This window comes from Glutamicibacter sp. St.4D3 (genome assembly GCF_059728615.1).
Map to the genome: position 1 here is coordinate 1,291,484 of NZ_AP039380.1, position 23,965 is coordinate 1,315,448.

At 65.1% G+C, this 23,965-nt stretch carries 17 protein-coding genes and 3 tRNA genes; 10 read left to right on the top strand and 10 right to left on the bottom strand.

Annotated elements, in window-relative coordinates; all coding sequences use genetic code 11:
* Nucleotides 1-28 precede the first annotated feature (28 nt).
* The 3 genes from AC6I21_RS05925 (at nt 29) to AC6I21_RS05935 (ending at nt 3,209) form a co-directional block, all read left to right on the top strand.
* Nucleotides 29-1,036, top strand: a complete 1,008-nt coding sequence (locus AC6I21_RS05925; protein ID WP_497763193.1) for an SDR family NAD(P)-dependent oxidoreductase — start codon at nt 29-31, stop codon at nt 1,034-1,036.
* Between the two features lie 343 nt (nt 1,037-1,379).
* Nucleotides 1,380-2,357 carry a PRC and DUF2382 domain-containing protein gene (locus AC6I21_RS05930; RefSeq protein ID WP_497763194.1) on the top strand — a complete coding sequence of 326 codons (978 nt, stop codon included), beginning with the start codon at nt 1,380-1,382 and terminating at the stop codon, nt 2,355-2,357.
* 57 nt (nt 2,358-2,414) lie between these two features.
* The gene (locus AC6I21_RS05935; protein ID WP_497763195.1) at nt 2,415-3,209 is read left to right on the top strand and encodes a YrzE family protein; all 795 of its coding nucleotides are present in this window, start codon (nt 2,415-2,417) and stop codon (nt 3,207-3,209) included.
* A 125-nt stretch (nt 3,210-3,334) separates the two neighbouring features.
* Here the strand turns inward: AC6I21_RS05935 and AC6I21_RS05940 are convergent, their stop codons facing one another.
* Nucleotides 3,335-3,817 carry a MarR family winged helix-turn-helix transcriptional regulator gene (locus AC6I21_RS05940; RefSeq protein ID WP_343833406.1) on the bottom strand — a complete coding sequence of 161 codons (483 nt, stop codon included), beginning with the start codon at nt 3,815-3,817 and terminating at the stop codon, nt 3,335-3,337.
* A gap of 59 nt (nt 3,818-3,876) precedes the next feature.
* Nucleotides 3,877-4,998: an LLM class flavin-dependent oxidoreductase gene (locus AC6I21_RS05945; RefSeq protein WP_054821117.1), complete on the bottom strand. Its 1,122-nt coding sequence runs from the start codon at nt 4,996-4,998 to the stop codon at nt 3,877-3,879.
* 187 nt (nt 4,999-5,185) lie between these two features.
* Here AC6I21_RS05945 and AC6I21_RS05950 point away from each other — a divergent pair, with 187 nt between their 5' ends.
* A complete protein-coding gene (locus tag AC6I21_RS05950; protein ID WP_497763196.1) occupies nt 5,186-5,929 on the top strand; it encodes an ABC transporter permease in 744 nt (247 codons plus the stop codon).
* A gap of 198 nt (nt 5,930-6,127) precedes the next feature.
* Here the strand turns inward: AC6I21_RS05950 and AC6I21_RS05955 are convergent, their stop codons facing one another.
* From AC6I21_RS05955 to AC6I21_RS05975, 5 genes are all read right to left on the bottom strand, one after another.
* On the bottom strand, nt 6,128-8,518 hold the full coding sequence (locus AC6I21_RS05955) for a M28 family peptidase (RefSeq protein ID WP_497763197.1): 2,391 nt from the start codon (nt 8,516-8,518) through the stop codon (nt 6,128-6,130).
* Nucleotides 8,519-8,923: 405 nt separating this feature from the next.
* Complete coding sequence (locus AC6I21_RS05960) at nt 8,924-12,244, bottom strand: efflux RND transporter permease subunit (protein WP_497763198.1); 3,321 nt, start codon at nt 12,242-12,244, stop codon at nt 8,924-8,926.
* 358 nt (nt 12,245-12,602) lie between these two features.
* Nucleotides 12,603-14,096 (bottom strand): malate:quinone oxidoreductase, encoded by a 1,494-nt coding sequence (locus AC6I21_RS05965; protein WP_497763199.1) that lies wholly within the window; start codon nt 14,094-14,096, stop codon nt 12,603-12,605.
* Between the two features lie 60 nt (nt 14,097-14,156).
* The gene (locus tag AC6I21_RS05970) at nt 14,157-15,977 is read right to left on the bottom strand and encodes an ABC transporter substrate-binding protein (RefSeq protein WP_497763200.1); all 1,821 of its coding nucleotides are present in this window, start codon (nt 15,975-15,977) and stop codon (nt 14,157-14,159) included.
* Nucleotides 15,978-16,186: 209 nt separating this feature from the next.
* Nucleotides 16,187-17,128, bottom strand: a complete 942-nt coding sequence (locus AC6I21_RS05975; protein WP_497763201.1) for a 2-hydroxyacid dehydrogenase — start codon at nt 17,126-17,128, stop codon at nt 16,187-16,189.
* A 170-nt stretch (nt 17,129-17,298) separates the two neighbouring features.
* Between AC6I21_RS05975 and AC6I21_RS05980 the strand changes: the two genes are divergently transcribed.
* Nucleotides 17,299-17,370 (top strand) — tRNA-Lys (locus AC6I21_RS05980).
* An 81-nt stretch (nt 17,371-17,451) separates the two neighbouring features.
* On the opposite strand, the gene AC6I21_RS05985 is transcribed toward AC6I21_RS05980, so the two are convergent.
* A complete protein-coding gene (locus AC6I21_RS05985; RefSeq protein ID WP_497763202.1) occupies nt 17,452-18,264 on the bottom strand; it encodes an alpha/beta fold hydrolase in 813 nt (270 codons plus the stop codon).
* Between the two features lie 328 nt (nt 18,265-18,592).
* Between AC6I21_RS05985 and AC6I21_RS05990 the strand changes: the two genes are divergently transcribed.
* The 5 genes from AC6I21_RS05990 (at nt 18,593) to AC6I21_RS06010 (ending at nt 21,569) form a co-directional block, all read left to right on the top strand.
* Nucleotides 18,593-18,664: transfer RNA gene (locus tag AC6I21_RS05990), tRNA-Lys, on the top strand.
* 68 nt (nt 18,665-18,732) lie between these two features.
* Nucleotides 18,733-19,224, top strand: a complete 492-nt coding sequence (gene bcp, locus AC6I21_RS05995) for a thioredoxin-dependent thiol peroxidase (protein ID WP_346921169.1) — start codon at nt 18,733-18,735, stop codon at nt 19,222-19,224.
* Between the two features lie 87 nt (nt 19,225-19,311).
* Nucleotides 19,312-19,396, top strand: a tRNA-Leu gene (locus tag AC6I21_RS06000).
* 133 nt (nt 19,397-19,529) lie between these two features.
* Nucleotides 19,530-20,102, top strand: a complete 573-nt coding sequence (locus AC6I21_RS06005; protein WP_497763203.1) for a MarR family winged helix-turn-helix transcriptional regulator — start codon at nt 19,530-19,532, stop codon at nt 20,100-20,102.
* A gap of 48 nt (nt 20,103-20,150) precedes the next feature.
* On the top strand, nt 20,151-21,569 hold the full coding sequence (locus AC6I21_RS06010) for a cryptochrome/photolyase family protein (RefSeq protein WP_497763204.1): 1,419 nt from the start codon (nt 20,151-20,153) through the stop codon (nt 21,567-21,569).
* A 35-nt stretch (nt 21,570-21,604) separates the two neighbouring features.
* On the opposite strand, the gene AC6I21_RS06015 is transcribed toward AC6I21_RS06010, so the two are convergent.
* Both AC6I21_RS06015 and AC6I21_RS06020 read right to left on the bottom strand, forming a co-directional pair.
* Nucleotides 21,605-23,116: an SDR family oxidoreductase gene (locus AC6I21_RS06015; protein ID WP_497763205.1), complete on the bottom strand. Its 1,512-nt coding sequence runs from the start codon at nt 23,114-23,116 to the stop codon at nt 21,605-21,607.
* Nucleotides 23,113-23,943, bottom strand: coding sequence for a TspO-related membrane protein (locus AC6I21_RS06020; protein WP_497763206.1), 831 nt, complete (start codon nt 23,941-23,943; stop codon nt 23,113-23,115). Before AC6I21_RS06020 ends, AC6I21_RS06015 begins: the two co-directional genes overlap by 4 nt.
* Nucleotides 23,944-23,965 lie beyond the last annotated feature (22 nt).

Consider the following 23,965-nt stretch of genomic DNA (forward strand, 5'->3'; position numbering starts at 1 on the left):
CGGCCCTTCACCTGCCTAGGGTGAGGCCATGCCAACACCTCAGGAAACAACGAACGGGCAAGTCGCACTGGTCGCCGGTGCCTCACGGGGTCTGGGCCTGCTTGTGGCCCGGGAACTGGGACGGCGCGGCTACCGGGTAGTGATTTGTGCTCGCGAGGCGGAGGAACTGGACGCGGCCCGGGCAAAGCTGCATGCCGAAGGCCTCATGGTCGAATCCATGGTGTGCGATGTGGCGGACAACGGTGAGGTCACCAGCATGGTCTCGCGCATCGAAGCAACCCTGGGGCCCATCGAGGTGCTGGTCACCGTGGCCGGGGTCATCCAGGTCGGACCGCTGCAGTCCCTGGAGCGTGAACACTTCGAACAGGCCGTGAACATCATGCTGTGGGGCCCGGTCAACCTGGCTTTGGCCGTGGTGGATTCCATGCGTGAACGCGGACGCGGGCACATTGCCACCGTCTCCTCCATAGGCGGGATGATCAGCGTGCCGCACCTGCTGCCCTACGGCACCGCCAAGTTCGGCGCGGTCGGCTTCTCCCAGGGGCTGCGCGCGGAAATGTCCGGCACCGGGGTCAAGGTCACCACCGTGGTGCCCGGGCTGATGCGCACCGGCTCCCACCTGCGCGCCGAGTTCACCGGCAACCAGCCGGCCGAATACGGCTGGTTCTCGGTCGGTGCCTCCTTCCCGCTGGTGTCCATTGACGCCGAGCGGGCCGCCCGCCAGATCGTGCGCCGGGTATTGGAGGGCAAGGCGCTGGTGGTGCTCACCCCGCTGGCCAAGCTGGCCATCCGGGTCCACGGCCTGGCCCCGGCCACCACCGCGAACCTGCTGGGAGTTCTCGGGCGGATGCTGCCCGGGGCGCCGGGCAGTGAACAGGGCACCGTGACCGGGCACGAGGCCCGCGACCGGCTGCCGGGCCCCGCCCAGAAGGTGCTCGATGCGATTACGGTGCTTGGCTGCCGGGCCGCCGGGCGCTTCAACGAGGTGGGCGAAAAGGACGGGGCCGCACCCATGCCGGGGGACGGGGGCGCTTAATATGGCACCTCTACAGCGCCAATGGCAGAACATTTCAGGTTTCCCAGTTAGCCCCAAGGCTGCGTCCATGCAGGCACTAGGCACTGGACACGGCGGCGGGAGCAGATGGGATATTCAAGGTACCGGGGGACACCAACAGAGAGGAAACCCAATCTGCAAACAGCATCACGAATGCCTTCAGCATTGAGCTTCCAAGTTTCGGCAGACCGGCACACACCCGCCGGCACTGACCCGAACGGCTCGTAGGACGTCACGCCCACCAGGGGCGCAGCACCCTTCGGACACCACACTTGGTTTCCGGACGGTTTCACAACACTGAACACCGACGCAAAGGAAAGAAACCATGATCAACAAGAACCAGATTGATGAACTGCTGAACACCGGCGGCACCGTGGTCGGCAGCGACGGCGAGAAGATCGGCAAGTTCGGACAGGTCTTCCTTGATGACCAGACCGGCGAACCGCAGTGGGTCACCGTGCGCACCGGATTGTTTGGAATGTCCGAAAGCTTCGTTCCGCTGGATGAAGCCAGCGTGCATGGGGACACCGTTACCGTGCCGTTCGACAAGCAGATCGTCAAGGATGCCCCGCGCATCGACGATGAGGACGGGCACCTGAGCCCGGCCGATGAGCAGGAGCTCTACCGCTACTACAACCGCTCCTACGACCGGCAGCAGAGCGTGGAACAGCGCACCGGCCACGATTCAGCGGGCCAGCTGCCCGCGGACCCGAACGACACCGCCCTGGCCGGGGGCGTGGGCAATGACCGGCTGGAGGATGACCGCCTGGCCGGCGACCGCCTGGGCGATGACCGCCTGGATGACCGGGTTGGCACCGACCGCACGGCCGACGCCGGGGTCGCGTTCGATGACCGCGACACCGCCGGCACCGTGGGCCGGGATCGGGACGCCGGTGAGGGCATGACCCGCTCGGAGGAGCAGCTGCGCGTGGGCACCGAGAACGTGGAAACCGGTCGGGCCCGGCTGCGCAAGTACGTGGTGACCGAGAACGTGACCACCACCGTTCCGGTCAGCCATGAAGAGGTGCGCGTGGAGCGCGAACCGATCACCGACGCCGATGCCGCCGGCACCGTGCGCGGCGGCGAGCTGGGCGAGGAGGAGCAGGAAGTGACCCTGCACGCCGAACGCCCGGTCGTTGACAAGGAAGCGGTCCCGGTGGAGAAGGTCCGCCTGGACACCGAGACCGTCACCGACGAGGAAAAGGTCACCGAGCAGGTCCGCAAGGAGCGGATCGAGGCCGAGGGCGATGGGGAGACCATCGACCCGGAAACCGGTGAACGCACCCGTCGCACGGACCGCTAGGCAGTGCCGCCCGCGCCGCGGGCGGCACCATGGTCCGAATCCGAGAAGGAGGGGAACATGAGTACCAGTGCAGATAAGTCACCGCACGACGACCGTGACTCGGGGCTGACCCGCGGTGAGCGGCTGAATAACGAACGCGACCTGAACCGGGAGGCCGAGCTGAACCGCGAAGGCGAGCTGCGCCGGGACCGGAACCAGGGCCGGGACGCCGTCCCGGACGGGGAGGCCAGCGCCGAGCGCGCCCAGCACCGGGCGGACACGCCGTCCGACCGGGTGGCCGAACGGGACCGGGAAAGCGTCGTGGCACGGGAGAAGCACATCTACGGCGGGATGAAGATCGGCTCAGCGTTCTTCGGCTGGCTGACCGCCACCGGCATGGGCGTGGTGCTCACCGCCCTGGTGGCCGCCGCCGGCACCGCCGTGGGGCTGAGCACCGGGGTCAACCCGGATGAGGTCGCCCAGAGCCTGAATCAGGACCCGCAGACGGTGGGCATGGTCGGGATCATCGTGCTGGGCGTCATCGTGCTCATCGCCTACTACTGCGGCGGCTACGTCGCCGGGCGCATGGCCCGGTTCGACGGCATGAAGCAGGGCCTGGCCGTGTGGCTGTGGGCCCTGGTGGTCGCCATCGTGGTGGCGCTGCTGGGCTGGATTGGCGGCAGCCAGTTCAACGTCCTGGCCCAGGTCAACAGCTTCCCACGGATCCCCGTGAACGAAGGGGACCTGAGTACCGCCGGCATCATCGCCGCGGTCGTGGTCGCCGTGGTGGCCCTGGTTGGGGCGCTTCTCGGCGGCCTGGCCGGGATGCGCTTCCACCGCAAGGTCGACAAGGCCGGGCTGGATGTGGTCTAGCGGGCCGACTAGGTGCCGCCAGCCGGTGAGAAGGACTTCTTACTTGGGCTAGCGGTCAGGGAAAAGCCGAGGCAGGTGCGTCGTGATGACGTACCTGCCTCGGCTTTCCTGTGCCGTCGTGCGTCCTAGTCGATCCCGGCGCGCAGCTTCATGCTCAGGTGCTTGAGCTGGTCAAACTCCTCTTCGCTCAGCGCATGCCCCATCAGCTCGTGCAGGTGCTTGACGTGCTCGCGCCCAATGTCGCGCTGCACCTCCAGGCCCTTCTCGGTCAGGGACAGGATCATCGCCCGCTGATCGGTGGGATCCGGGCTGCGGGAGATCAGGCCGCGTTCCTCAAGCCGCACGATCATCCGGCTCAGCGACGGCTGGGAGATCAGCAGGAACTTGTTCAGGTCCACCAGCCGCGCCTTGCCTTCGGGACAATTGCGCAGATTGAACAACACGTCGTATTCACGCACCGAGAGCCGATTGAATTCGGGCATCGAGATCAGGTGGCGCATCACCGCCACCTGCGTGCGGAAGAGTGCCTCCCAGGCCTCGACCGTGTTCTTTAGCGGGGCCGGGGCGGTGGTGGCCTCACCGGCCACCATTTGCTCACTGTGTGTCACTGCACTCCTATGCTTGCAGCCCTGTGGCTGGCATCCTTACCCCTTGATCTTATCCCCGGTTAAGCGTCCTGTCCCTTGTCGGGGTGAGAATTCTTGGCTTCTTCCCTGGCCTTCTTGGCGGCCACCAGTCCGGCGTGGGTGGGAGCCGGGGTCAGGTCGGCCGGGGCGCGGGATTCCATTTCCTTGCGCAGCTCGGGCAGCACGTGCTCGCCGAACATGTCCAGCTGGTTCAGCACGGTCTTCAGCGGCAGCCCGGCGTGGTCCACCAGGAACAGCTGGCGCTGGTAGTTGCCGAAGTACTCCTGGAAGGTCAGGGTCTTCTCCAGCACCTCCTGCGGGGAACCAACGGTCAGCGGGGTCTGGGAGGTGAAGTCCTCCAGGGACGGGCCGTGGCCGTAGACCGGGGCGTTGTCGAAGTAGGGGCGGAATTCCTTGACCGCCTGCTGGCTGGTCTTGCCCATGTAGAACTGGCCGCCCAGGCCCACGATCGCCTGATCTGCCCGGCCGTGGCCGTAGTGCTCGTAGCGCTCCCGGTACAGGCCGATCAGCTGCTGGTAGTGCTCCTTGGGCCAGAAGATGTTGTTGGCGAAGAAGCCGTCGCCGTAGTAGGCGGCGATTTCGGCGATCTGCGGGGTGCGGATCGAGCCGTGCCACACGAACGGGGGCACATCATCCAGCGGACGTGGGGTGGAGGTGAAGTTCTGCAGCGGGGTGCGGTAGCGCCCCTCCCAGTTCACCACGTCCTCGTCCCACAGCCGGCGCAGCAGGTTGTAGTTCTCGATGGTCAGGTTCACCGAGTCCTGGATGTTCTTGCCGAACCACGGATAGACCGGGGCGGTGTTGCCGCGCCCGAGCACCAGGTCGGTGCGCCCGTTGGACAGGTGCTGGAGCATGGCGAAGTCCTCGGCGATCTTCACCGGATCATTGGTGGTGATCAGCGTGGTGCCGGTGGACAGGATGATCCGCTCGGTCTGCGCGGCAATGTAGGCCAGCGTGGTGGTGGGGGAGGAGGAGAAGAACGGACGGTTGTGGTGCTCGCCGATGGAGAAGACATCCATCCCGATCTCTTCGACCTTCTTGGCGATGGCCACGATCGCGTCGATGCGTTCCTTCTCGGTGGGGATGGTGCCGTTGGTGGGGTCGCGGGTGATGTCACTGACGGTAAAGACACCGAACTGCATGGCGGGACTCCTTGTCCTGTTCGTGGTTCCGCTGGGCTTCAGCGACCAACCTATATGCGTATGAATGTAATAACAAGTTGATCCGTCAATTATTCCCGTATTGCAGTCATCCTGCAAGAGACCTCCAGCCTAAGCACGACCCCGCCAGCGCAGTTGCCGTCCATGGGGTTCCTGCTGGCAAGGTACGGTGTCGGCCCCGGCGATAGCGGCCGAACGGATCAAGTTCTTCTCGCTGCGACCCCTCACCTGGATGTTGTGGCTGGGCATTATTGGCATGGTCTGCACCGCCTGGCTGCTTGGCGCCAGCGCCAAGGCCAGCGGCGACAACGGCTTTGACACCTATACCCCGGCACCTGAACTGGTGTTCTCGACCCTCCAGCTGGCCCAGCTGTTTCTCGCCACCGTGGCGGCGCTGTGCCTCACCACCGAGTACTCCTCAGGCACCACCACCTCCAGCTTGCACGCCGTCCCGCGCCGCGGCGTGCTCTACGCTGCCAAGGCGGTGTTCCTGTTTGTCACAGGAACGGTAATGGGAATCGTGGGGGTGGGACTTGGCACCGTTCCGGCGGCCCTCTCCGCCGGAGAGTACGAAGTCTTTGACACCGTGGACCTGATCCGCGCGCTCGCCGGAACCGGAGTGTACCTGGGGCTGATGATGCTCATGGTGCTGGGGATCGCGGCGCTGTGCCGCAACTCGGTCGGCACCATTGTTGCTGCCTTGGTCCTGCTGATCGGTATGCCCCAGCTGCTGGGCCTGGTAAATGTGGAGTGGATTTCCACGGCCGTGGACTATCTGCCCACTGCGGCCACGGTGCTGGTAACCGGGGCCGCTGGACCCTACGGCAGCGCGATGGCCCTGAGAGTCCTGCTGCTTTGGGCGGCCGGGCTGCTGGTCGTTGGATGGGTTTCGCTGAAGTACCGGGACGCCTAGCTACACCGGGATTATGCACAGACCGGATCCGCGGGTCCGAAGGCTCGCGGGGAACTGGAAAAGACCCGGCCGCACACTATTGGTGCGGCCGGGTCCTTCACGCCCGTGAGTTGGACGCGAACAGCCCCGCAGAACACACAGTGTGGTTCTGCGGGGCTGGGTTGGTTCGGCGACTCCGGGGAGCCCCGGGACAACGAGTTAGCCGCGTCGGCTTGTGGAACGCCGGCGGCGAACCACGAAGAGCGCACTGCCCGCGCCCAAGAGCAGCAGCGCCAGCGCTGCGAAAGTGATCAGCTCGGCACCGGTGCGCGCCAGGTCCTTCTCGGTATTGGGCGTCGGATCCTCTGGGGCTGGCGTCGAATCCTCCGGGACTGGCTTGGCATCCCCGGGGGTTGGCGAGGGCTGCGTGTCATCCTGCGCGGTTGGGATCTGCACCGAGACCGGTGCGGTGATGTTGCCAGCTACGTCGCTGGCACGTAGTTCAACCAGCGCGCCCTCCTGACCCACCTCGACCTCACCTAGCAATGCACCCTGAACATCCTCTTCAGTATCCAGGGTGCTCCACTGCTGTTGGGCGTCCAGGCGGTACTCGATGACACCGACCCCGGAGGTCACATCTGAGACTTCAAGGCGCAGCTGTCCGCGGTTCTGGGCTACCGCGCTGGCTTCCAGGTCCGGGGCCTTGGTATCGAGCTTTACCAGTTCCTGAGTAGAGTCTCGATTGCCAGCCCCATCAGTGGCCCGAGCATGCAGGGTGTGTTCACCGTCCTCAGCGATGCTGATCGGTGCTGTGTAGGGCTCCCATCGCTGTCCATCACGGGATACCTCGATTGCTGGCGCGTCGTCGGTCTCGTCGGTGGCGGTGACGTTAACGGTGACCGGTGCGGAGGTGAACCAGCCGCTGGCCCCGGCCGGGTTCTTGGTGTCAATGGCAACTTCCGGCTTGTTCTCATCCAGGATCAGTTCGACCTCAACCGTGGTGTCCCCGGCGATTGCCTGGTCCAGGCTCGCACCGATCGCACCGTCGGCGCCGACGGCAGCGAAATCGCAGGTAGTGTGCGGGGCCAAGGTCTCCGCGGTACCTTGCTGCGAAGTCTGCGGCACCTCGCGCCAGCCGGTGTCACCCTCGCACGACATGGCCAGCTGCGCTCCGTCAGCCGGCGCGCCGGTTTCGTCGGTAACGTTGAGGGTCACCGGGTTCAACGCCGCGCGGAAAGCCGACCCACCTATGATCTGCGCGCTGAAGCCCATGCGGTCCGCAGATACGAACTCGATGGTGTCCGAGGGCAGGTGGTAATCCGGTTCGAGCACGATCGAGGAGTCAGCGGACCAGAACATCCAGCTAAAGACGGCGGCATTGATCCCCACATCGTGGAAGGACTGGTGGTCGCTGCGGCCGACATAGCCGATGTTCAGCGGCTCCTGCTCCAGGTCACTGTGCACGTCGCTGGCGAAGCTCAGTACGGTGTTGGACTCGTTGTCTGGGTTCACGCTCAAACCCCAGAAGCCAAAGGGCTGTTCGTTGGTTCCCTTCTCCGCGGTGCCGGCCATGTCCATGTTCCAGGCACCGATCGTGCGCTGGATTTCATCCTCGCTCAAGCTCTGGGCGTGGTGGGCAGAGCCCAGGATACCGATTTCCTCGCCGCCCCAGGAACCGACGCGGATTTCGGTGTCCAGCGAGTAGTTGCTGATCAGCTTGGCGGTTTCGAGCATGATGCCGATGCCGGAGGCGTTGTCGCTGGCCCCGGGACTGCCCACGACCGAGTCGACGTGTGCGCCGACGTAAACAATCGGTGCGGTTCCGTCATCGTTGGCGGCCGGGCGCACGCCGATGACGTTGGAGCTGTCATCTCGGGTCTGCTCGGTGGTGATGCTCAGGCTTAGAGCGTCGCCGGGGGCTGCCGCCAGCTCGCGCAGACGGACAGCCTGCACGCCTCCGGCGGTAACTACCACCAGATCGGCCACCGATTCTGGCACCTCACGGAGGTTGGGAATGGATCCCTTGGGGTTGGTCTGGGCGAGGATGATGCCAGCGGCACCGGCGGCGGCAAGCTGCTCCAGCAGCGCCGTACGGGCCTCGGCATTGGCATTCCAGTCGATGATCACCAGGGCATCGGTGACCTCGGTGGTCGCCAGTCCGCTGCCATCGCCCAGGTCGATGACCGGTGCCTTGAGCGGTGCCGAAGGGCCTGTGATCTTGGCGCCCTGGGCCGAGCGGTACTGCCAGCTGGCAATGCCGGGCAGGTCGCGGCTGGGCACGACGTTGGCGACAAACTGTGTGCGTCCGTCGAACACCTCGCGTGAGGTCTGGAAGCCGTACTCCTGCAGATGGTGCTCGACATAATCCTGTGCCGCGTCCTCCGCCGCGGTGCCTGCAACGCGTGGGCCGATCCCCACTGAAAGCTCCTGCACGTGGGAATACACCCGGTCCTGTTTGACCAGGTCCACGAACTCCTGTTGGAAGCCGGGAGTCAGCTTGCCAGTTTCGATCGCTTCCAAGGCATCATCCGGGGCATAGGGCGCCGCATGTGCGACATTGGGGACCAATGCGAGGGAAGTGGACAGGGTCACGACCGACAGTGTCAGCAACGCCCTCCTTCGAATGCCTCGATGATGCGGGGGATGGGCTTGCTGCAACATGCGGAAGGGTTCCTCTCCAGGAAAAGTGCGCGCGAACGCTCGCGACCCGTACTGGAATCATCGGCCCGGGGCCAGGTCGGTGGAGCGAAGCGGAGTCTGGAAGGGCGAGCCCATTGGGCACGGGACTCGCCCTTCGACGGTGCAGAATTGATGGTGTGGCGCGGAAGTGCGACCGTGATATACGTTACATCAAGGAACTGCGGTGCACCAGAGGAAATCGCTTCTGAGTTGGGATGTTTGTCCTGCATCGGGGTGCCGGGCGTGGCATTTACAATGCCCCAGAATCAAGCAGGCTCCACCGCCTACCCCTGCGGGCGGCGGTGGAGCCTGCTTGGCACTGTCACCGGACGGACGCTAGTCGCGCGGCTTCTCCTTCTTCAGCATTTCCTCGACCTCGCGGCGTTCCTTGCGGGTCACCGGGATCTGACCGGTCTTCGGGTTGATTAGATCCGCATCCGAGGACTGGACCCGCTGGGCGGTTTTGCGGGCCTTGGACAACAGGGTGTCGGACTCCGCATCCACCGCAGCAGACTCACCGTCGGCCGGAACCGGGGCGTGGGCGCCCACCGCGGCGGCGGTGCCGTACTTCGCCTCGCGCTTGGCCTGGCGGCGGGCCGCGCTCCGCTCCTTGCGCCCCTCCACCAGACGGTAGAGCACCGGCACCAGGATCAGGGTCAGCAGGGTGGAGGTGACCAGGCCGCCAATGACCACCACGGCCAGCGGCTGGGAGATGAACCCGGAGTGACCGGTCAGGCCCAAGGCCATGGGCAGCAGCGCGAAGATCGTGGCGGCACTGGTCATCAGGATGGGGCGCAGACGCTGGCGGGCACCATGGGTGATGGCATCATCCAGGCTCATGGCCGCCCGCTCCGGGGTGTCCAGCCGGTATTGGTTGATCAAGTCGATCAGCACGATCGCGTTGGTCACCACGATCCCCACCAGCATCAGCATGCCGATCAGGGAGGGCAGGCCCAGCGGGGTGCCGGTCAACAGCAGCAGGCCAATCGAACCGGTGGCCGCGAACGGGATGGAGACCAGCAGGATCAGCGGCTGGATCAGCGACTTGAACGTGGCCACCATGATCACGTAGACGATCGCCACGGCGGCAATCAGCGCCAGGTACAGCTGCTGGAAGGACTCGGCCTGCTCGGTGGCGGCACCGCCGAGCTTCACGCTGGCACCCTCTGGCAGGTCCATGGAATCCAGTTTGTTGGTGACCTCCGTGGAGACGGCACCCAGGGCGTTCTCTTCCGGGGTCAGGCTGACCGTGGCGATGCGCTCGTTGTTCGAGGTGGTCACCACCTGCTCAACCTTCTCGATCTTCACCTCGGCCAGGTCGGAGAGCTGCTTGACGCCGGTGGCGGTGGGGATCTTCAGTTCCTCCAGCTGCTTCTGGCTGGTCAGCTCATCGGGTTCACCGATGTGGATCTGCAGGTCGGTGAAGTCGATGCGCAGCGTTCCGGCCGGGATGGGGGAGAGCTGGGAGGCGACAATCCCGGCCAGCTGGGATTCGGTCATCCCGGCCTCGGCGGCCTTTCTCGCGTCGATGTCCACGGTCACCTGTTCGCGCTTCTCCGAGAGATTGTCGGTGATGCCGGTGACCTGGCCGATGCCGGAGAGCTGCTCGCGCACGGAGGTGGTGGCCTCGGAGAGGATTCCCTCGTCCGGGGCGCTGACCTCCACGGTCACATCCGAGCTCATCATGCTGCCCGAACCGGCGGCCACGGTGATCTCCTGGTCCTTGGGCAGGTTCAGGTCCTGGATGTCGCTGCGCACCCGGTCGGCCAGCTCCTCCTGGTCCAGGTCCGCATCGGTGATGACGGTGAAGCTGGCGGTATCCGAGCCGGCGGCCCCCATCATGGCGCTGAGCATGTCCCCGGAACTGCCCACGGTTAGCTGCACGTCCTCGATGCCCTCGGTGTCCTGCAGCAGGTTTTCGACCTTTTCGGCCTGTTCCAAGGTGGTGTCCAGTGCGGTGCCGGTCGGCATCTTCTGGGTGATCTGCAGGGAGTTCTCCCCGGTGCCACCGAGCAGGTTGGTGTTCAGCAGCGGGGTCATGGCCACGGTGCCGCCCAGGATCAGCACCGAGACCAGCAGGGTGATCACCGGGTGCTTCTGGGTGCCGCGCAGCACCGGAGCGTAGCTGCGCTGCATCGCACCCTTGTTCTCGGCCGTGTGGGCGGTCTTCGCCTGGCCGGTGCCCGGGCGGTGCGGCAGGAACCAGTAGGCCAGCACCGGCACAATGGTCAGCGACACCAGCAGCGAAGCCAGCAGGGCAATGGTCATGGTCAGCGCGAACGGGCGGAACAGCTCCCCGGCCATGCCGGCCACCAGCGCCACCGGCAGGAACACTGCCACGGTGGTCAGGGTCGCCGAGGTGATCGCCCCGGCGACCTCGCGCACCGCCAGCAGGATCGCCTGGCGCTTCTCCTGGCCGTAGGACAGGTGGCGCTTGATGTTCTCAATGACCACAATCGAGTCATCCACCACGCGGCCAATGGAGATGGTCAGCGCGCCCAGGGTGAGCATGTTCAGGGTGTAGCCGAACACGTTCATCCCAATGAAGGTGACCATCAGCGACAGAGGAATGGAGATCGCGGTGACCAGGGTGGAGCGGATAGAGAACAGGAAGATCAGGATCACCAGCACCGCGAAGACCAGGCCGAGCAGGCCCTCGGTCGCCAGCGAGTTGATGGACTGTTCAATGAAGGGGGCCTGGTCGAAGACCGTGGTGATCGTTGCCCCGTTGCCCAGTTCGGATTCCAGCTGGCCAATGATGTCCTGCACCGCGTGGGAGATTCCCACGGTGTCCCCGTCCGGGGTCTTGGTGATGGAGACCGACAGGGTTTCGGCGCCGTTGGTGCGGGTGATGCTGGTGGCCTCATCGGCTTCGATGGAGACCTTGGAGACGTCCTTGAGCAGCACCGGGCCGCTGTCGGAGGTGATGGGGATTTCGCGGATTTTTTCCAGCGTATCGGGGGCCGAACCGGCGATCACCGGCAGCTCCAGGCCCTCGGTGTCCAGCGAGCCCACCGGCATCGGGGAGCCCGCGTTTTCGATCGCGTCCTTGATGTCCGAGGTGTTCAGGCCCTTGGCGGCCAGCTTCTGCTCATCGGGCAGCACCAGGATGTGCTGGGCGGCGCCACCGGAAACCGAGGCCTCGCGTACTCCGTCGATCTTGCGCAGCTTGGGCAGCGCGATGCGCTCCACATCATCATGCAGTTTTTCCAGGGACTCATCCGAAGCCACGGCCAGGTAGGCGACCGGCAGGTCGGAGACCGAGCCGGCGAAGGAGGAGGGTTCCACGTCCTCCGGCAACTGGTTCTTCGCGTTGGAGATCGCGCGCTCCACCTGCGAACGGGCCCGGTCCATGTCCGTGCCGTACTCGAACATCAGGGAGATCGAGGCGAAGCCGGTGCGTGAGGTGGCCGAGGAGGACTCCAGGCCCTCCACCGCCTGCATCGCGGTTTCCAGCGGGCGGGCCACCTGCTCGTCCACCACTTCGGGGCTGGCCCCCGGCTGGGAGGCCATCACGGCGATCTGTGGGAACTCCAGGGAAGGAATCAATTCCTGCTTCAGGGAGCCCATCGAGATCAAACCGAAGATGGCCGAGAATACCGTGATCAGTGCGATCAAGGCACGGTTCTTCAAAGACAGATTGGCCAAGCGCTGCATGCGGATGCGGTCCTATGCGTTGAAAGATGAAAAGAGCTTGGTTTAACTTTAGTTCGTTGGCAGACGACAACAGAATCTGGAGCGGGATTCCGAGAAAATCATCCCTAAGGATGAAGGCTGAAGGAAACGTCGTCGGTCGCGTTCCGGGGCGGGGTACCTGCGCCTTCGAGTACGTGCTCACCGGATTTTGCGCGAAGTCGGGTTACCGCAGCGCGGCGACTGTTGGACGCCTTCAGCGGGACTTTTCCCGGCCGGCCCCACGGTATCCCGGCACCGTGAAGGTGCGCGGGCTTTAAAGACAGAAGACCCTGGCCACGAGCAATTTCGCACTTCTCGTGGCCAGGGTTCTGCAGGGCGCCTACTTCAGCTTCAGCACCTTGTTGGTTTCGGCAGTCACTTCATCAAGCAGCTGCGGGTTCTCATTCAGCTTCACACCGTAGGACGGGATGATGTCCTTCAGCTTCGCTTCCCAGCCGGCGAACTGCTTCGGGAAGCAGCGTGAAAGCAGGCCGATCATGATCGGGGTTGCGGTCGAGGCGCCCGGGGAGGCACCCAGCAGGCCGGAGATGGAGCCGTCCGAGGAGGTGATGACCTCGGTGCCGAACTGCAGCACGCCGCCCTTCTTCTTGTCCTTCTTGATGACCTGAACGCGCTGGCCAGCGTGGATCAGTTCCCACTTCGAGCCATCGGCCTCCGGGTAGTACTCGTTGAGCGACGCGTCCTTCTTGGAGCGCGACTTCAGTACTTCCTTGATCAGGTAGGTGGTCAGGGACATGTTGTCCTTCGCCACGGCCAGCATCGGGATGATGTTGTGCGGGCGGATGGACAGCGGCAGGTCCAGCTGACCGGTGGACTTCAGGAAGTTCATCGAGAAGCCGGCGTACGGGCCGAACATCAGCGAACGCTTGCCGCCCACGAAACGGGTGTCCAGGTGAGGCACGCTCATTGGCGGGGCGCCGACCGAGGCCTGGCCGTAGACCTTCGCGTTGTGCTGTTCGCTGATCGAGTCATCGGTGCAGCGCAGGAACTGGCCGGAGACCGGGAAGCCGCCGTAGCCCTTGATTTCGTCAATGCCCGACTTCTGCAGCAGCGGCAGCGCGCCGCCGCCGGCGCCGACGAACACGAACTTGGCGTTGACCTTGAAGCTGGCGCCGCTGGCGTTGTTCTTCACGGTCAGCTGCCAGCCGGCGCCCTCACGCTTCAGGCCGGTGACCTTGTGGCCGTAGCTGACCTCGGCGCCGGAAGTGGCCAGCGAACCGGTCAGGTCCTTGGTCAGGCGGCCGAAGTCCACGTCGGTGCCGCCAACCACGCGGGAAGCGGCGACCTTCTGGGAGGCGTCACGGCCGCGGGCGACCAGCGGGGTCCATTCGTTGATGGTGTCCAGGTCCTCGGTGAACTCCATCTCGGAGAACAGCGGCTGGGCGCGCATGGCGTCGTAGCGGGTCTTGAGGTACTTGGAGTGGTCCTGGCCGATCACGAAGGACATGTGCGGCAGGGCGTGGATGAAGTTCTCCGGCGCGCTGGCGTGCTGGTTGCGCACGGCCCAGGAGAAGAACTGGCGGGAAATCTGGTACTGCTCGTTGATGCCAATGGCCTTGGTCGGATCCACCGATCCGTCCGGCTGGGCGGGGGAGTAGTTCAGCTCACACAGGGCCGAGTGGCCGGTGCCGGCGTTGTTCCATGGAGAGGAGGACTCTTCGCCTGCCTGGTCCAGGTTCTCGAACAGGGCGATCGACCAGTTCGGTTCCAGCTGGTTGATGAGGGTACCCAGGGTGGCGCTCATAATGCCAGCACCAATGAGTACGACGTCAAAATTCTTGGTTGACGTTTCAGAAGGCACGAGGATCTCCATCGACAGTGATACTTTGCTCTTAGGTCAGACTAGACCCATTACGTGAGGGGCAAGAAATTCTCAACCCGTCAACTTGCCGTTCGGCGAGAGTTTGACGTCCACGTACACCTCGTCCAGCACCGGCGAGGACGGGTAGTAGTTGACCACCGAATCCAGGGCGAGCGCCGAGATCGGGAACACCAGCGGCACAATGGGCAGGTCATGGCTCAAAGTGGTCAGGATGTTGCGGTAGGCGGCGGTGCGCAGCTCGCCCACGGCGATGGAACGGGCGGCCAGCACCTGGGCGTCGAGCAGCGGCGAGGTGTAACCAAACTCATATTGCTTTGCGGCCAGGATTCCGGAAATGAAGTCATCCTCGTTGCGGTACGCCCCGGAGAAGCCCAGCAGGTGCAGGCCCTTGAACCCGTCGTGGCGGACCCTTTGCACGTACTTGCCGTGGGACCAGTCCACCGGCACCGGCTTGACCTTGATGCCCACCTTGGCCAGGTCCTCGGCGATCAGCGCGAAGCAGCGCTCGGGCAGGGTCAGGTAGTTGCGGGCCACGTTGCGCGGGTAGGCGAACGGAATCGAGGAACCGTCGTAGTCGATTTCCTCCAACAGCTTCTTGGCGTCATCGGGGGAGTAGAACAACACGTTCTCCGGGTTCTCCACCCCGAACGTGGGCGGCAGCAGCGTGGAGGCCGCCTTCGAGCCGCTGATGAACAACTCGCGCACCAGCCGGCCCTTGTCGATGGCCATGGCCAGCGCGCGGCGGAAGGCCGGCTTCTCCAGCCACGGGGCGTCATGGTGCAGCCCCAGGTAGAGCACGGAGAACGGGTCCCGGTTCACCACCATGCGCGCGTTGCGCACGAGGGTGCGCAGCACCTCCACCGAAACCATGTCAAAGGCATCAATGTCCCCGGCCAGCAGCTCGGTCTGGCGGTTGTGGGCCGAGGCGACCGCGGAGATCTCCACCCGCTGCGGGTGCTGCGGGTTGGCGTTCAGCCGCTGCTGGTTCCAGTACTCCTTGTTCACCTCCAGCAGCACATGTTCTTCGGTGCGCTTGGCAAAACGGTAGGGGCCGGTGCCGACGGGGTGCTCGGTGAGCTTCTCGGCCGGGTTGTCCTTCGGTCCGCCCTTCAGCGCCGAGGGGGCCGCGATGGCCAGGCCCGGCAGCGTGAACGCCTCAATGACCCCGGTCAGCCGGCGGCGCAGCTTCAGTTCCAGCGTGTACTCATCCAGGGCGCTGACTGAGGCGAAGTAGCTGGCCGAGCCGCCCTCGGACTTGCCGCTGAACAAGTCCTCCTCCAGCAGGGTGCGCATGGCTTCCAGCTGTGCCTTCTGCTGGGCCATCACCGGGGCCAGGTCCTGCTTGTCCCCGGCCTTGGTGTCATTCGGTGCCTGGGCCTGCTCATCATCCTTGGGTAGCTTCGGGATCTGCGAGGTGTGGTGGAAGACCTGGGTGAAGCCCTGCAGGGAGCGTGAGCGTAGCTCGCTGTTCATGCCCAGCCAGCGCTTGAAGTTTGCCAGCACCGCTTCGGCGTTAAACGCGGTGCCGTCATGGAACTTCACGCCCTGACGCAGCGTGAAGGTGTAACGCAGCCCGTCTTCGCTTTCGGTCCAGGACTCGGCCAGCCCCGCTACCGGGCCACCGGTCTGCGGGTCAATGGAAATCAGGGTCTCATAGATCTGCCGGGTGACGCGGAAGGAGTCATTGTCCCCGGCCACCGCCGGATCCAAGGAGAGCGGTGGGGCCGCCGCGGCAATCCTGAAGGTGCGCGGGTTGGCGTTGCCGGCCGCGGCGCCGGTGCTGGCAGCGGGTTGCGGTACCGTGTCGGTGCAGGCGGTCAGGCCCAGCAGGACGGCCGCCAGCGACCCGGACAGTACGGCTCGACGCGTCACGGGCTGGCGCTCAATCGGTGGCACGGTGGCGGCTCGGCTTCCTGGTTCAGGGATCTGTGGAGTTATCGCATCCAACCCGGCGCCGGGCCGCGGTAGACCGCTGCCAGGACGCCGGAGGATAGTTTCCAAGATAGCGCACCGATCCGTGAGGATTCGGTGCATTCACCGCTGCCACGCCCGGATAAGCCCAAAATGTGGCCGAAAGGTTATCAGACCTGACGCTGGTGCACGATGTTTTCCCCGTCCTCACCGCGTGACCAGGCCTGCACCTGGCGTTTGAGCAACGCCACCATGCGGGGGAAGAACGCCTCGGTGTTCCCGCCGTTGTGCGGCAGGATCAGCGCGTTGGGCTGGCGCCACAGTTCGTGGTCCAGCGGCAGGGGTTCGGGATCAAAGACATCCGAGGCCACGAACAACCGGCCGGAGGCCACTTCCCGGGTCAACGCCTCGGTGTCCACCACCGGCCCGCGAGCCACGTTGATGATGCGCGCCCCATCAGGCAGGGCGGCCAGGAGCTCGGTGTCCACCAGGTGGTGGGTGGCGTCATTGAGCGGCACGATCAGGATCAGCACCTCGATCTGCCCGGCCAGGGAGGCCAGCTCGTCAATGCCGTGCACCGTCCCGTGCTCGTCGGTGCGGGCGCTGGAGGCAAAACGCAGCAGGTTCACCTCAAACGGCTCCAGGCGTCGGCGGATCTCCTCACCGATTCCGCCCACTCCCACCAGGCCCACGGTGCGGTCGGCCAGTCCCGGCCAGCGCTGCGGCGCCCAGTTGCCCGCTTCCTGGTTGCGCACCGCATCGGGGAAACCACGCAGGGAGGCGATGGCCAGCCCCAATGCCATTTCCGCGGTGGCCGCGGCATGCACGCCGCCCGCGGTGGCCACGCTGACCTTGCTGCCGACCAGATCGATGATCCCGTCATAACCGGTGGTCTGGGTTTGGACCAGGGAAACGTTCGTGGCCTGCTTGATGCTCTGCAGCCGGGAGAACTCGGCCATATACGGGAACACCGCAATATCGATCTCATTCGGCTCGACACCCTCCGGGGCGCTGTCCAGGTCCCACAGCACCGGTTTCAGGTTGGCGGGAAGCTCACCGACCGCCTGGAGCAGCTCGGCCGAGGGGAAGGAGACGATACGTTGTTGGCTCATAACCCCACACTAATCAGTGGAGCCCAAAAGCGAACAGAATCCCATGTCATGACGTGTAATCCAATTCACGTACCGAGCGGTGGCATCGAATTTGCGCGAGGGATGAAAGCTGGTAGAGTTACATCTCGTTGCGAAAGCGCGAAACGAAAGTTTCTAGACCATCGCAACGGGCACCTCTAGCTCAATGGTAGAGCATCTGACTCTTAATCAGCAGGTTCCGGGTTCGAGTCCCGGGGGGTGCACAAGCAAGCAAAGGCTCCGTTCCCAACTGATTGGAGACGGAGCCTTTCACGTACCCGGGAAGACTAATCACAGCTGGCTGGTCACGGCTCCGGGCCGTGGGCCGGTGCAGGGGCGAGCGCGCAGCGTTCGAGCCAATCGCCGAGCAGGCCCCGGATCAGCGCGGGCTGCTCATGAATCAGCGCGTGCCCCGCATTCTCGATCACGCACAAGGTGGCGTGCGGGTAGTGCTTCGGCAATTCCAGGGCATCCACGTACGCCACGACCGAATCGTGCCGGGCGGCCACCACCAGGCTCGGCCCGTCGTAGGTTCCGCTTCCCACATCCACGCTCCAGCGGGAGAAGATCCGTCCCAGCGCAGCCTCGTCCACCGATAGCGTCCCGGGCCGGATGTCTTCACGGTACCGTCGGGCGGAATCCCGGGTCTGCAACACAAAATAATCGGCGAACCCCTGGCGCTCGTCGGCCGACAATTCCTCTTCGGTTCCCGGCTCCCGGAACAGGACCTGCTGGGGCGGAGCCTGGCTGGTGCTCTCGCCAATCGGGGCGAACAGCACCATGCCGCCAATCAGTTCGGGATACCTGCCGGCCAGGCCCCGAGCGAGGTACGCCCCATAGGAGTGCCCGAGCAAAAGGGTGGGAGCGCCCGCCACCTGGCGGATGAAGTTGGCCAGCAGGTCAACCACCTCGTCATTGCCGGCCAGCGTGCCGCTGCCGGAGCGGCCCATCCCCGGCAGGTCCGGGATGATGAGCCGATAGTGATCCTCCGGAACAAGATCCCCCAGCGCGCTGTACAGCTCATGGTGGTCCACTCCGGCCCCATGCAGGGCAATCAGGGTCGGTCCGTTGCCCGTATCGGAGTAGTGCAGCGTGATGCCATCAATTTCGCAGTCCATGACCGTCCCCTGTGACAGGCGCTAAAACCGGTATTGTTGCCCCAGCGCGGAATAACCCGAAGGTTTGCCTAGAGAATACTCCTGCCGGGCAGGAGACAACAGGGCGCAGTGCGAAGCTGCGCAACCGATGGCGGCGAGGTTGATGTGATCTATTGCATTGACGGAAATTCGTCCGCTACTCAACTCGTCTGTTCGAGAAAAGCAATTTGACTAGGGTTTTTGAAGGAGCCGGGACGCTTTTTGCGGATTTTTGTTTTCCCTGTGTTTCTGCGTATGATTATATGCGTCGCAAGGACGAGTGCGGAAACGAACTAGTCAGCGGCGGTAAGCACCTCTAGCTCAATGGTAGAGCATCTGACTCTTAATCAGCAGGTTCCGGGTTCGAGTCCCGGGGGGTGCACAGTGATCCGATCTGATTTCTCAGGTCGGATTTTTTGTATACCGCAAGCACGATGAGGGGAACTACGCATGAGCACCGATACCGCAGCGAAACGACTTTCCGTAGGGGACACCGCCCCGGCCTTTACCCTGAACGACGCCAAGGGCAACGCCGTTTCCCTCCAGGACTTCAGCGGCAAGAAGACCATCGTCTACTTCTACCCGGCCGCCTCCACTCCGGGCTGCACCAAGCAGGCCTGCGACTTCCGCGATTCCCTGGAATCCCTGAAGTCCCTGGGCTATGCGGTCATCGGCATTTCCCCGGACGCCCCGGCCAAGCTGGAGAAGTTCATCTCCAAGGAAGAGCTGAACTTCCCGCTGCTTTCCGACGAGGACCACCAGGTGGCCGAGGCCTACGGCGCATGGGGTGAAAAGAAGAACTACGGCAAGGTGTACGAGGGTTTGATCCGCTCCACCATCGTCGTGGACGAAGACGGAAAGGTGCAGCTGGCACAGTACAACGTGCGGGCCACCGGGCACGTGGCGAAGCTGCGCCGCGACCTGGGAATCGACCCCAAATAAGGCCCCGGAGTCGATTTCGAATCGGTATTCCGATCCGCTACACTGAGTGAGGTCACTTTGGCCTGTTCAGTTCAAGGTGTAGCGCGAGCGAGTGTGGCGGAATTGGTAGACGCGCTGGATTTAGGTTCCAGTGTCTTCGGACGTGAGAGTTCAAGTCTCTCCACTCGCACCAGCCGAAACCTCCCCGACGCGGGAGGTTTTTTGCTTTTCTCGAACCCTCAGGCGGCACCCAGTACGCCAGTGGAGCCGGGGATTTATGATGAAGGCGCGGCAGAGAAACTGCACGCAGGTGGAACGGACGGAACATGGACCGAGAGAAGCTTCCAACGATCTTCAGCCTCGCTGCCAGCGACCCCCAGAGCCAGCTGATCCAGCGCGGTGACCTCCAAGAGCAGGACCTGGCCCAGATTGACGCCATCATGGCGCAGATGGGCCGGCTGCGCGCGGTGGAGCGCAAGATTTCCCGGGCCTCCCAGCAGTACATGAAGCTCAACGAGACCGATATGCGGGCCATTCGGATGTTGATTGCCGCCAGGCATCGCGAGGAAGTGGTCACTCCCGGGCAGCTGGCCAAGCATCTGGGCATCAGCACCGCCTCGGTCACCAAGATGCTGGACCGCCTGGAGGCCGGAGGGCACATTACCCGCCAGGCCCATCCCACCGACCGCCGCTCCCAGGCCGTGGAGGTCACCCCGGAAACCCATGTGGCCGCCCGCGAGCAGGTGGGCCGCCATCACGCCGCCCGTTTCGAAGCCGCCCGGCGCCTGACGCCCGAGGAGCGCGAAGTCGTCATCCGCTTCCTTGGCGGCACCGCCGATGACCTTGAGACCAGCATTACCCCGCCGGACTCCGACGTCGCAGCCAACGGGCAGCCCTAACCCGGCCCGCCGCTCGCTCGAAGCCATCACCACCGAAAGGGTGCGTCCATGAACGATCGGCAGGAACCAAACACCCCGCGGGATTTGGCCGCGGTTCAGGCCGTGAACCTGGTGTGGTTCCGCGATGATCTGCGCACCGAAGACCATCCGGCGCTCAGCGCCGCCATGGGCCAGGGCCCCACCGTGGGCATCTACATCCTGGATGAACAAACCTCGGGGATCCGCCCCCTGGGCGGGGCCGCCAAATGGTGGCTGCACCACGCGCTGCTGGATCTGCACGCATCCCTCGAAGCGCTGGGAGTGCCGCTGCTGGTGTTCCGGGGCGAGCCCTCGCGCGTCTTCGAGGACCTGGCCTCCCAATTGGTGGTGAACCAGGTGCACTGGAACCGCCGCTACGCCCTGGCCGAACGGGAGCTGGATACCCGCATCAAGTCATGGCTGGGTGAGCAGGGAATCGAAGCCACCAGCCATGCCGCCTGGCTGCTGGCCGAACCCTGGCAGATCCTGAACAATCAGGGTGGCGCCTACCAGGTTTTTGCCGCCTTCTACCGGCGCATCCAGGAAGCGCAGCTGCGTGTTCCGTTGCCGGTCCCCGGCGTCCAGGCGCCGATCACCCCGCCCTCCGGGCTGGCAGATTGCCCGGTTGCCGAACTGGACCTGTTGCCCACCCACCCCGATTGGGGCGGGAAGCTGGCCGGGGCATGGCAGCCGGGGGAGCGCTCGGCCCAGCAGCGCCTGGACTACGTCATCAGCGAGATTGCCGCGGACTACGAGGATGGCCATGATCGGCCGGATGTGGACGGCACATCAAGGCTCTCGCCCTTATTGCGCTGGGGCCACCTTAGTGCCCAGCAACTGTTCTCCGCGCTGCAGCCGCTGCTGGAGGACGCCGGGGCGCACGCCGGAGCCGCGGCCATGCTGCGCCAGCTGGCGTGGCGCGACTTCTGCTGGCACCTGCTCTACCACTATCCGCACCTGTCAACGGAAAACTTCCGGCGCGAATACGACGCCATGGGGTGGGCGTGGCCCAACGAGCAGGAACAGACCATGGCCGAATGGCGGGCCTGGACCCGCGGCGAAACCGGCTACCGGCTGGTGGATGCCGGCATGCGGCAGCTGTGGCAGACCGGGTGGATGCACAACAGGGTGCGCATGGTGGTGGCCAGCTTCCTGGTCAAGAACCTGCAGATCCATTGGCGGGCGGGCGAGGAATGGTTCTGGGACACCCTGGTGGACGCGGACCCGGCCAGCAACGCGGTCAACTGGCAGTGGGTGGCCGGCAGCGGCACCGACGCGTCCCCCTTCTTCCGGGTCTTCAACCCCGAGCTGCAGGCCAAAAAATTTGACCCGCAGGGCAGCTACGCCGCCGAGTTCGCGCCGCTCGCGCACGAGCCGTTGGTGGACCTGAAGGAAACCCGTGCCCGGGCGCTGCAGGCCTACGCGGACATGAGACAGGCCCGGGAGTAGCCGCGTACTCCCGGGCCTGTCCGGTCGCCTTGCGGTTAGTCGCGCGGCGGATCGGTGGGTGCGGCCGCTGCGGGCGACGCGCTCTGCTCGATGGGAAGGCGTTCGGCGTCACGGGTGATGCTGCGGGCCATGGAGGTGAAGATGATGCCGTGGAAGGGCACCAGTGACCACCAGTACAGGCGCCCGGCCAGGGAGCGGGGGAAGAAGATCGCACGCTGCACGTAGAGCAGGTGATCCCCGCGCGGTTCGAAGCTGAACTCCAGCCAGGCCCGACCCGGAACCTTCATCTCGGCTCGCAGACGCAGCATCCGCTGCTCATCCAGCGCCTCCACCCGCCACCAGTCCACCACGTCTCCCAGGGCCAGGCGGCTGCGGCTGCGCCGGCCGCGGTTCAGGCCCACCCCGCCAACCAGCTTGTCCATGACCCCGCGCAGCTTCCACGCCAACGGCAACGAGTAGTAGCCGTTCTCCCCGCCCAGGCTGGAGATCACCGTGAACAGCTGGCGTGGGGTGGCGGTGGTTTCCCGTTCCCGCCGGTCCACGTACACCCGCCGTCCGGCCCACTGCGGGTCCGAGGGCAGGGATTCACCCGGGGCGGAGACCGGGTGGGCGCCGGCCCAACTGGTTTCCACCGCGTCCGCCTTGATCTTGTCCAGCGCCAGGTGCACGGCCTGCGGGTAGCTGGTCAGCCCCGCGGACGGGGGAGGGATCAATTTATCGATTCTCCGGGAGCGCACCACGCAGTCGTGCTGCAGGGATTCGACCAGCGGTATGGCCAGGCTGCGCGGGATCGGAGTCACCAGGTTCACCCACTGGGCGGCCAGCCAGGGGGTGAGCACCGGCAGGGCAATGATCTTCGGGCGGCGGATCCCGGCTGCCTGGGCATAGAGCTGCATCAGCTCGGCGTAGCTGTGCGCCTGCGGCCCGCCAATGTCATAGCGTCCGCCCGCCGGTTCGGGCAGTTCCGCGGCCCGGGAGAGGTAGTGCAGCGCATCGCGCACCGCGATCGGCTGCACCATGTTGCGCACCCAGCGCGGGGCCGGCATTACCGGCAGCACATCGGTCAGGTGCCGCACCATTTCAAAGCTGGCCGAACCCGAACCGATCACCAGCCCGGCCTGCAGTGTCAGGGTGGGCACGCCACTGGATTCCAGGATGCGCCCCACGTTGACCCGGGAGGATAAATGCCGGCTCAGCTCCCCGTCCGGGTGCAGCCCCGACAGGTAGACCAGCTGGCCCACGCCCGCGTCCCGGGCCGCCCGGGCCATCACCTGGGCGCAGCGCTGCTCCACCTCGGCGAAGTTGGAGGTGGCGGCCATGGAATGCACCAGGTAGTAGCAGGTGTCGGTTCCGGCGCACAGTTCGGCGGCGGCCTGCGGGTCGGTCAGGTCCCCCTGCACGACCTGCACCTGCGAACGCCAGGGCACGTCCCGCAATGATTCGGGATGCCGGGTGAGCACCTTGACCTGGTGCCCGCGCTCCAGCAGCAGCGGCACCAGCCGCCCGCCCAGGTAGCCGCTGGCCCCGGTCACCGCGATGCGGCTCATGACTCGGCCCCCTGCGCACGGGCTGGGATCGGCTGGCGGTTGCGATTGCGGCGCAGCACCCAGGCCAGCAGCACGGAACCAATCACAATGATTCCGCAGGCGGTGTAGGCGGCGATGGCCACCGGCTGGTTGTAGTTGCCCGGCTCCAGCCGGCTGACCCCGATCCATCCCACGCCCCAGGCCATGGCCAAAGGCATTCCCAGGTGACCGCCGCTGTACCAGGTGGTGCCCAGGGCAATGACGGCCGCGACCGCCAGCAGGGCGATGGCCACCGGCACCGGCCAGTCGGCCCCTTCACCCACGCCCCAGGAGCCGAGCAGGGCCGCGGTGTTCGCGACGGTGGCCACGCTGACCCAGCCCAGGTAGACGCCGAAGAGAACCCAGAGGATCCAGCGTTCGGCGGTGCTCTCGGGCGGGGTGGTGATCAGCAGCAAAAGGATCCGGATCAGCACCAGCAGCAACACCACGATCACCACCAGGCTCACCGGCAGCCAGCCGAACTGCACCACGCCGATCCACAACGCGTTCAGCAGGGCCGAGGCGCTGATCCAGGCCCGGGCCCGGTACTGCAGCCGGGACGCGCGGGCGGCCGGGAAGAATTGCCAAATGGCATAGACCACCAGACCAACGTAGACAAGGGTCCAGATCCCGAAGGCAGGCCCCGCCGGGGCCAGCAGGGTCGAATCGGTGTCCAGCCAGCCGTCGGAGGCGTGTTGGATGGGCGTGCCGCCCAGGGCGCCGCTGCCGGCGAACGCCCCGAAAATCGCGACCGCCATCGCAAAGGCGGTGGCGAGGGGAACCGCAATTCCCACTGAGTGTTTCCGCATGATTCTGCCTCCTTGTTGATTC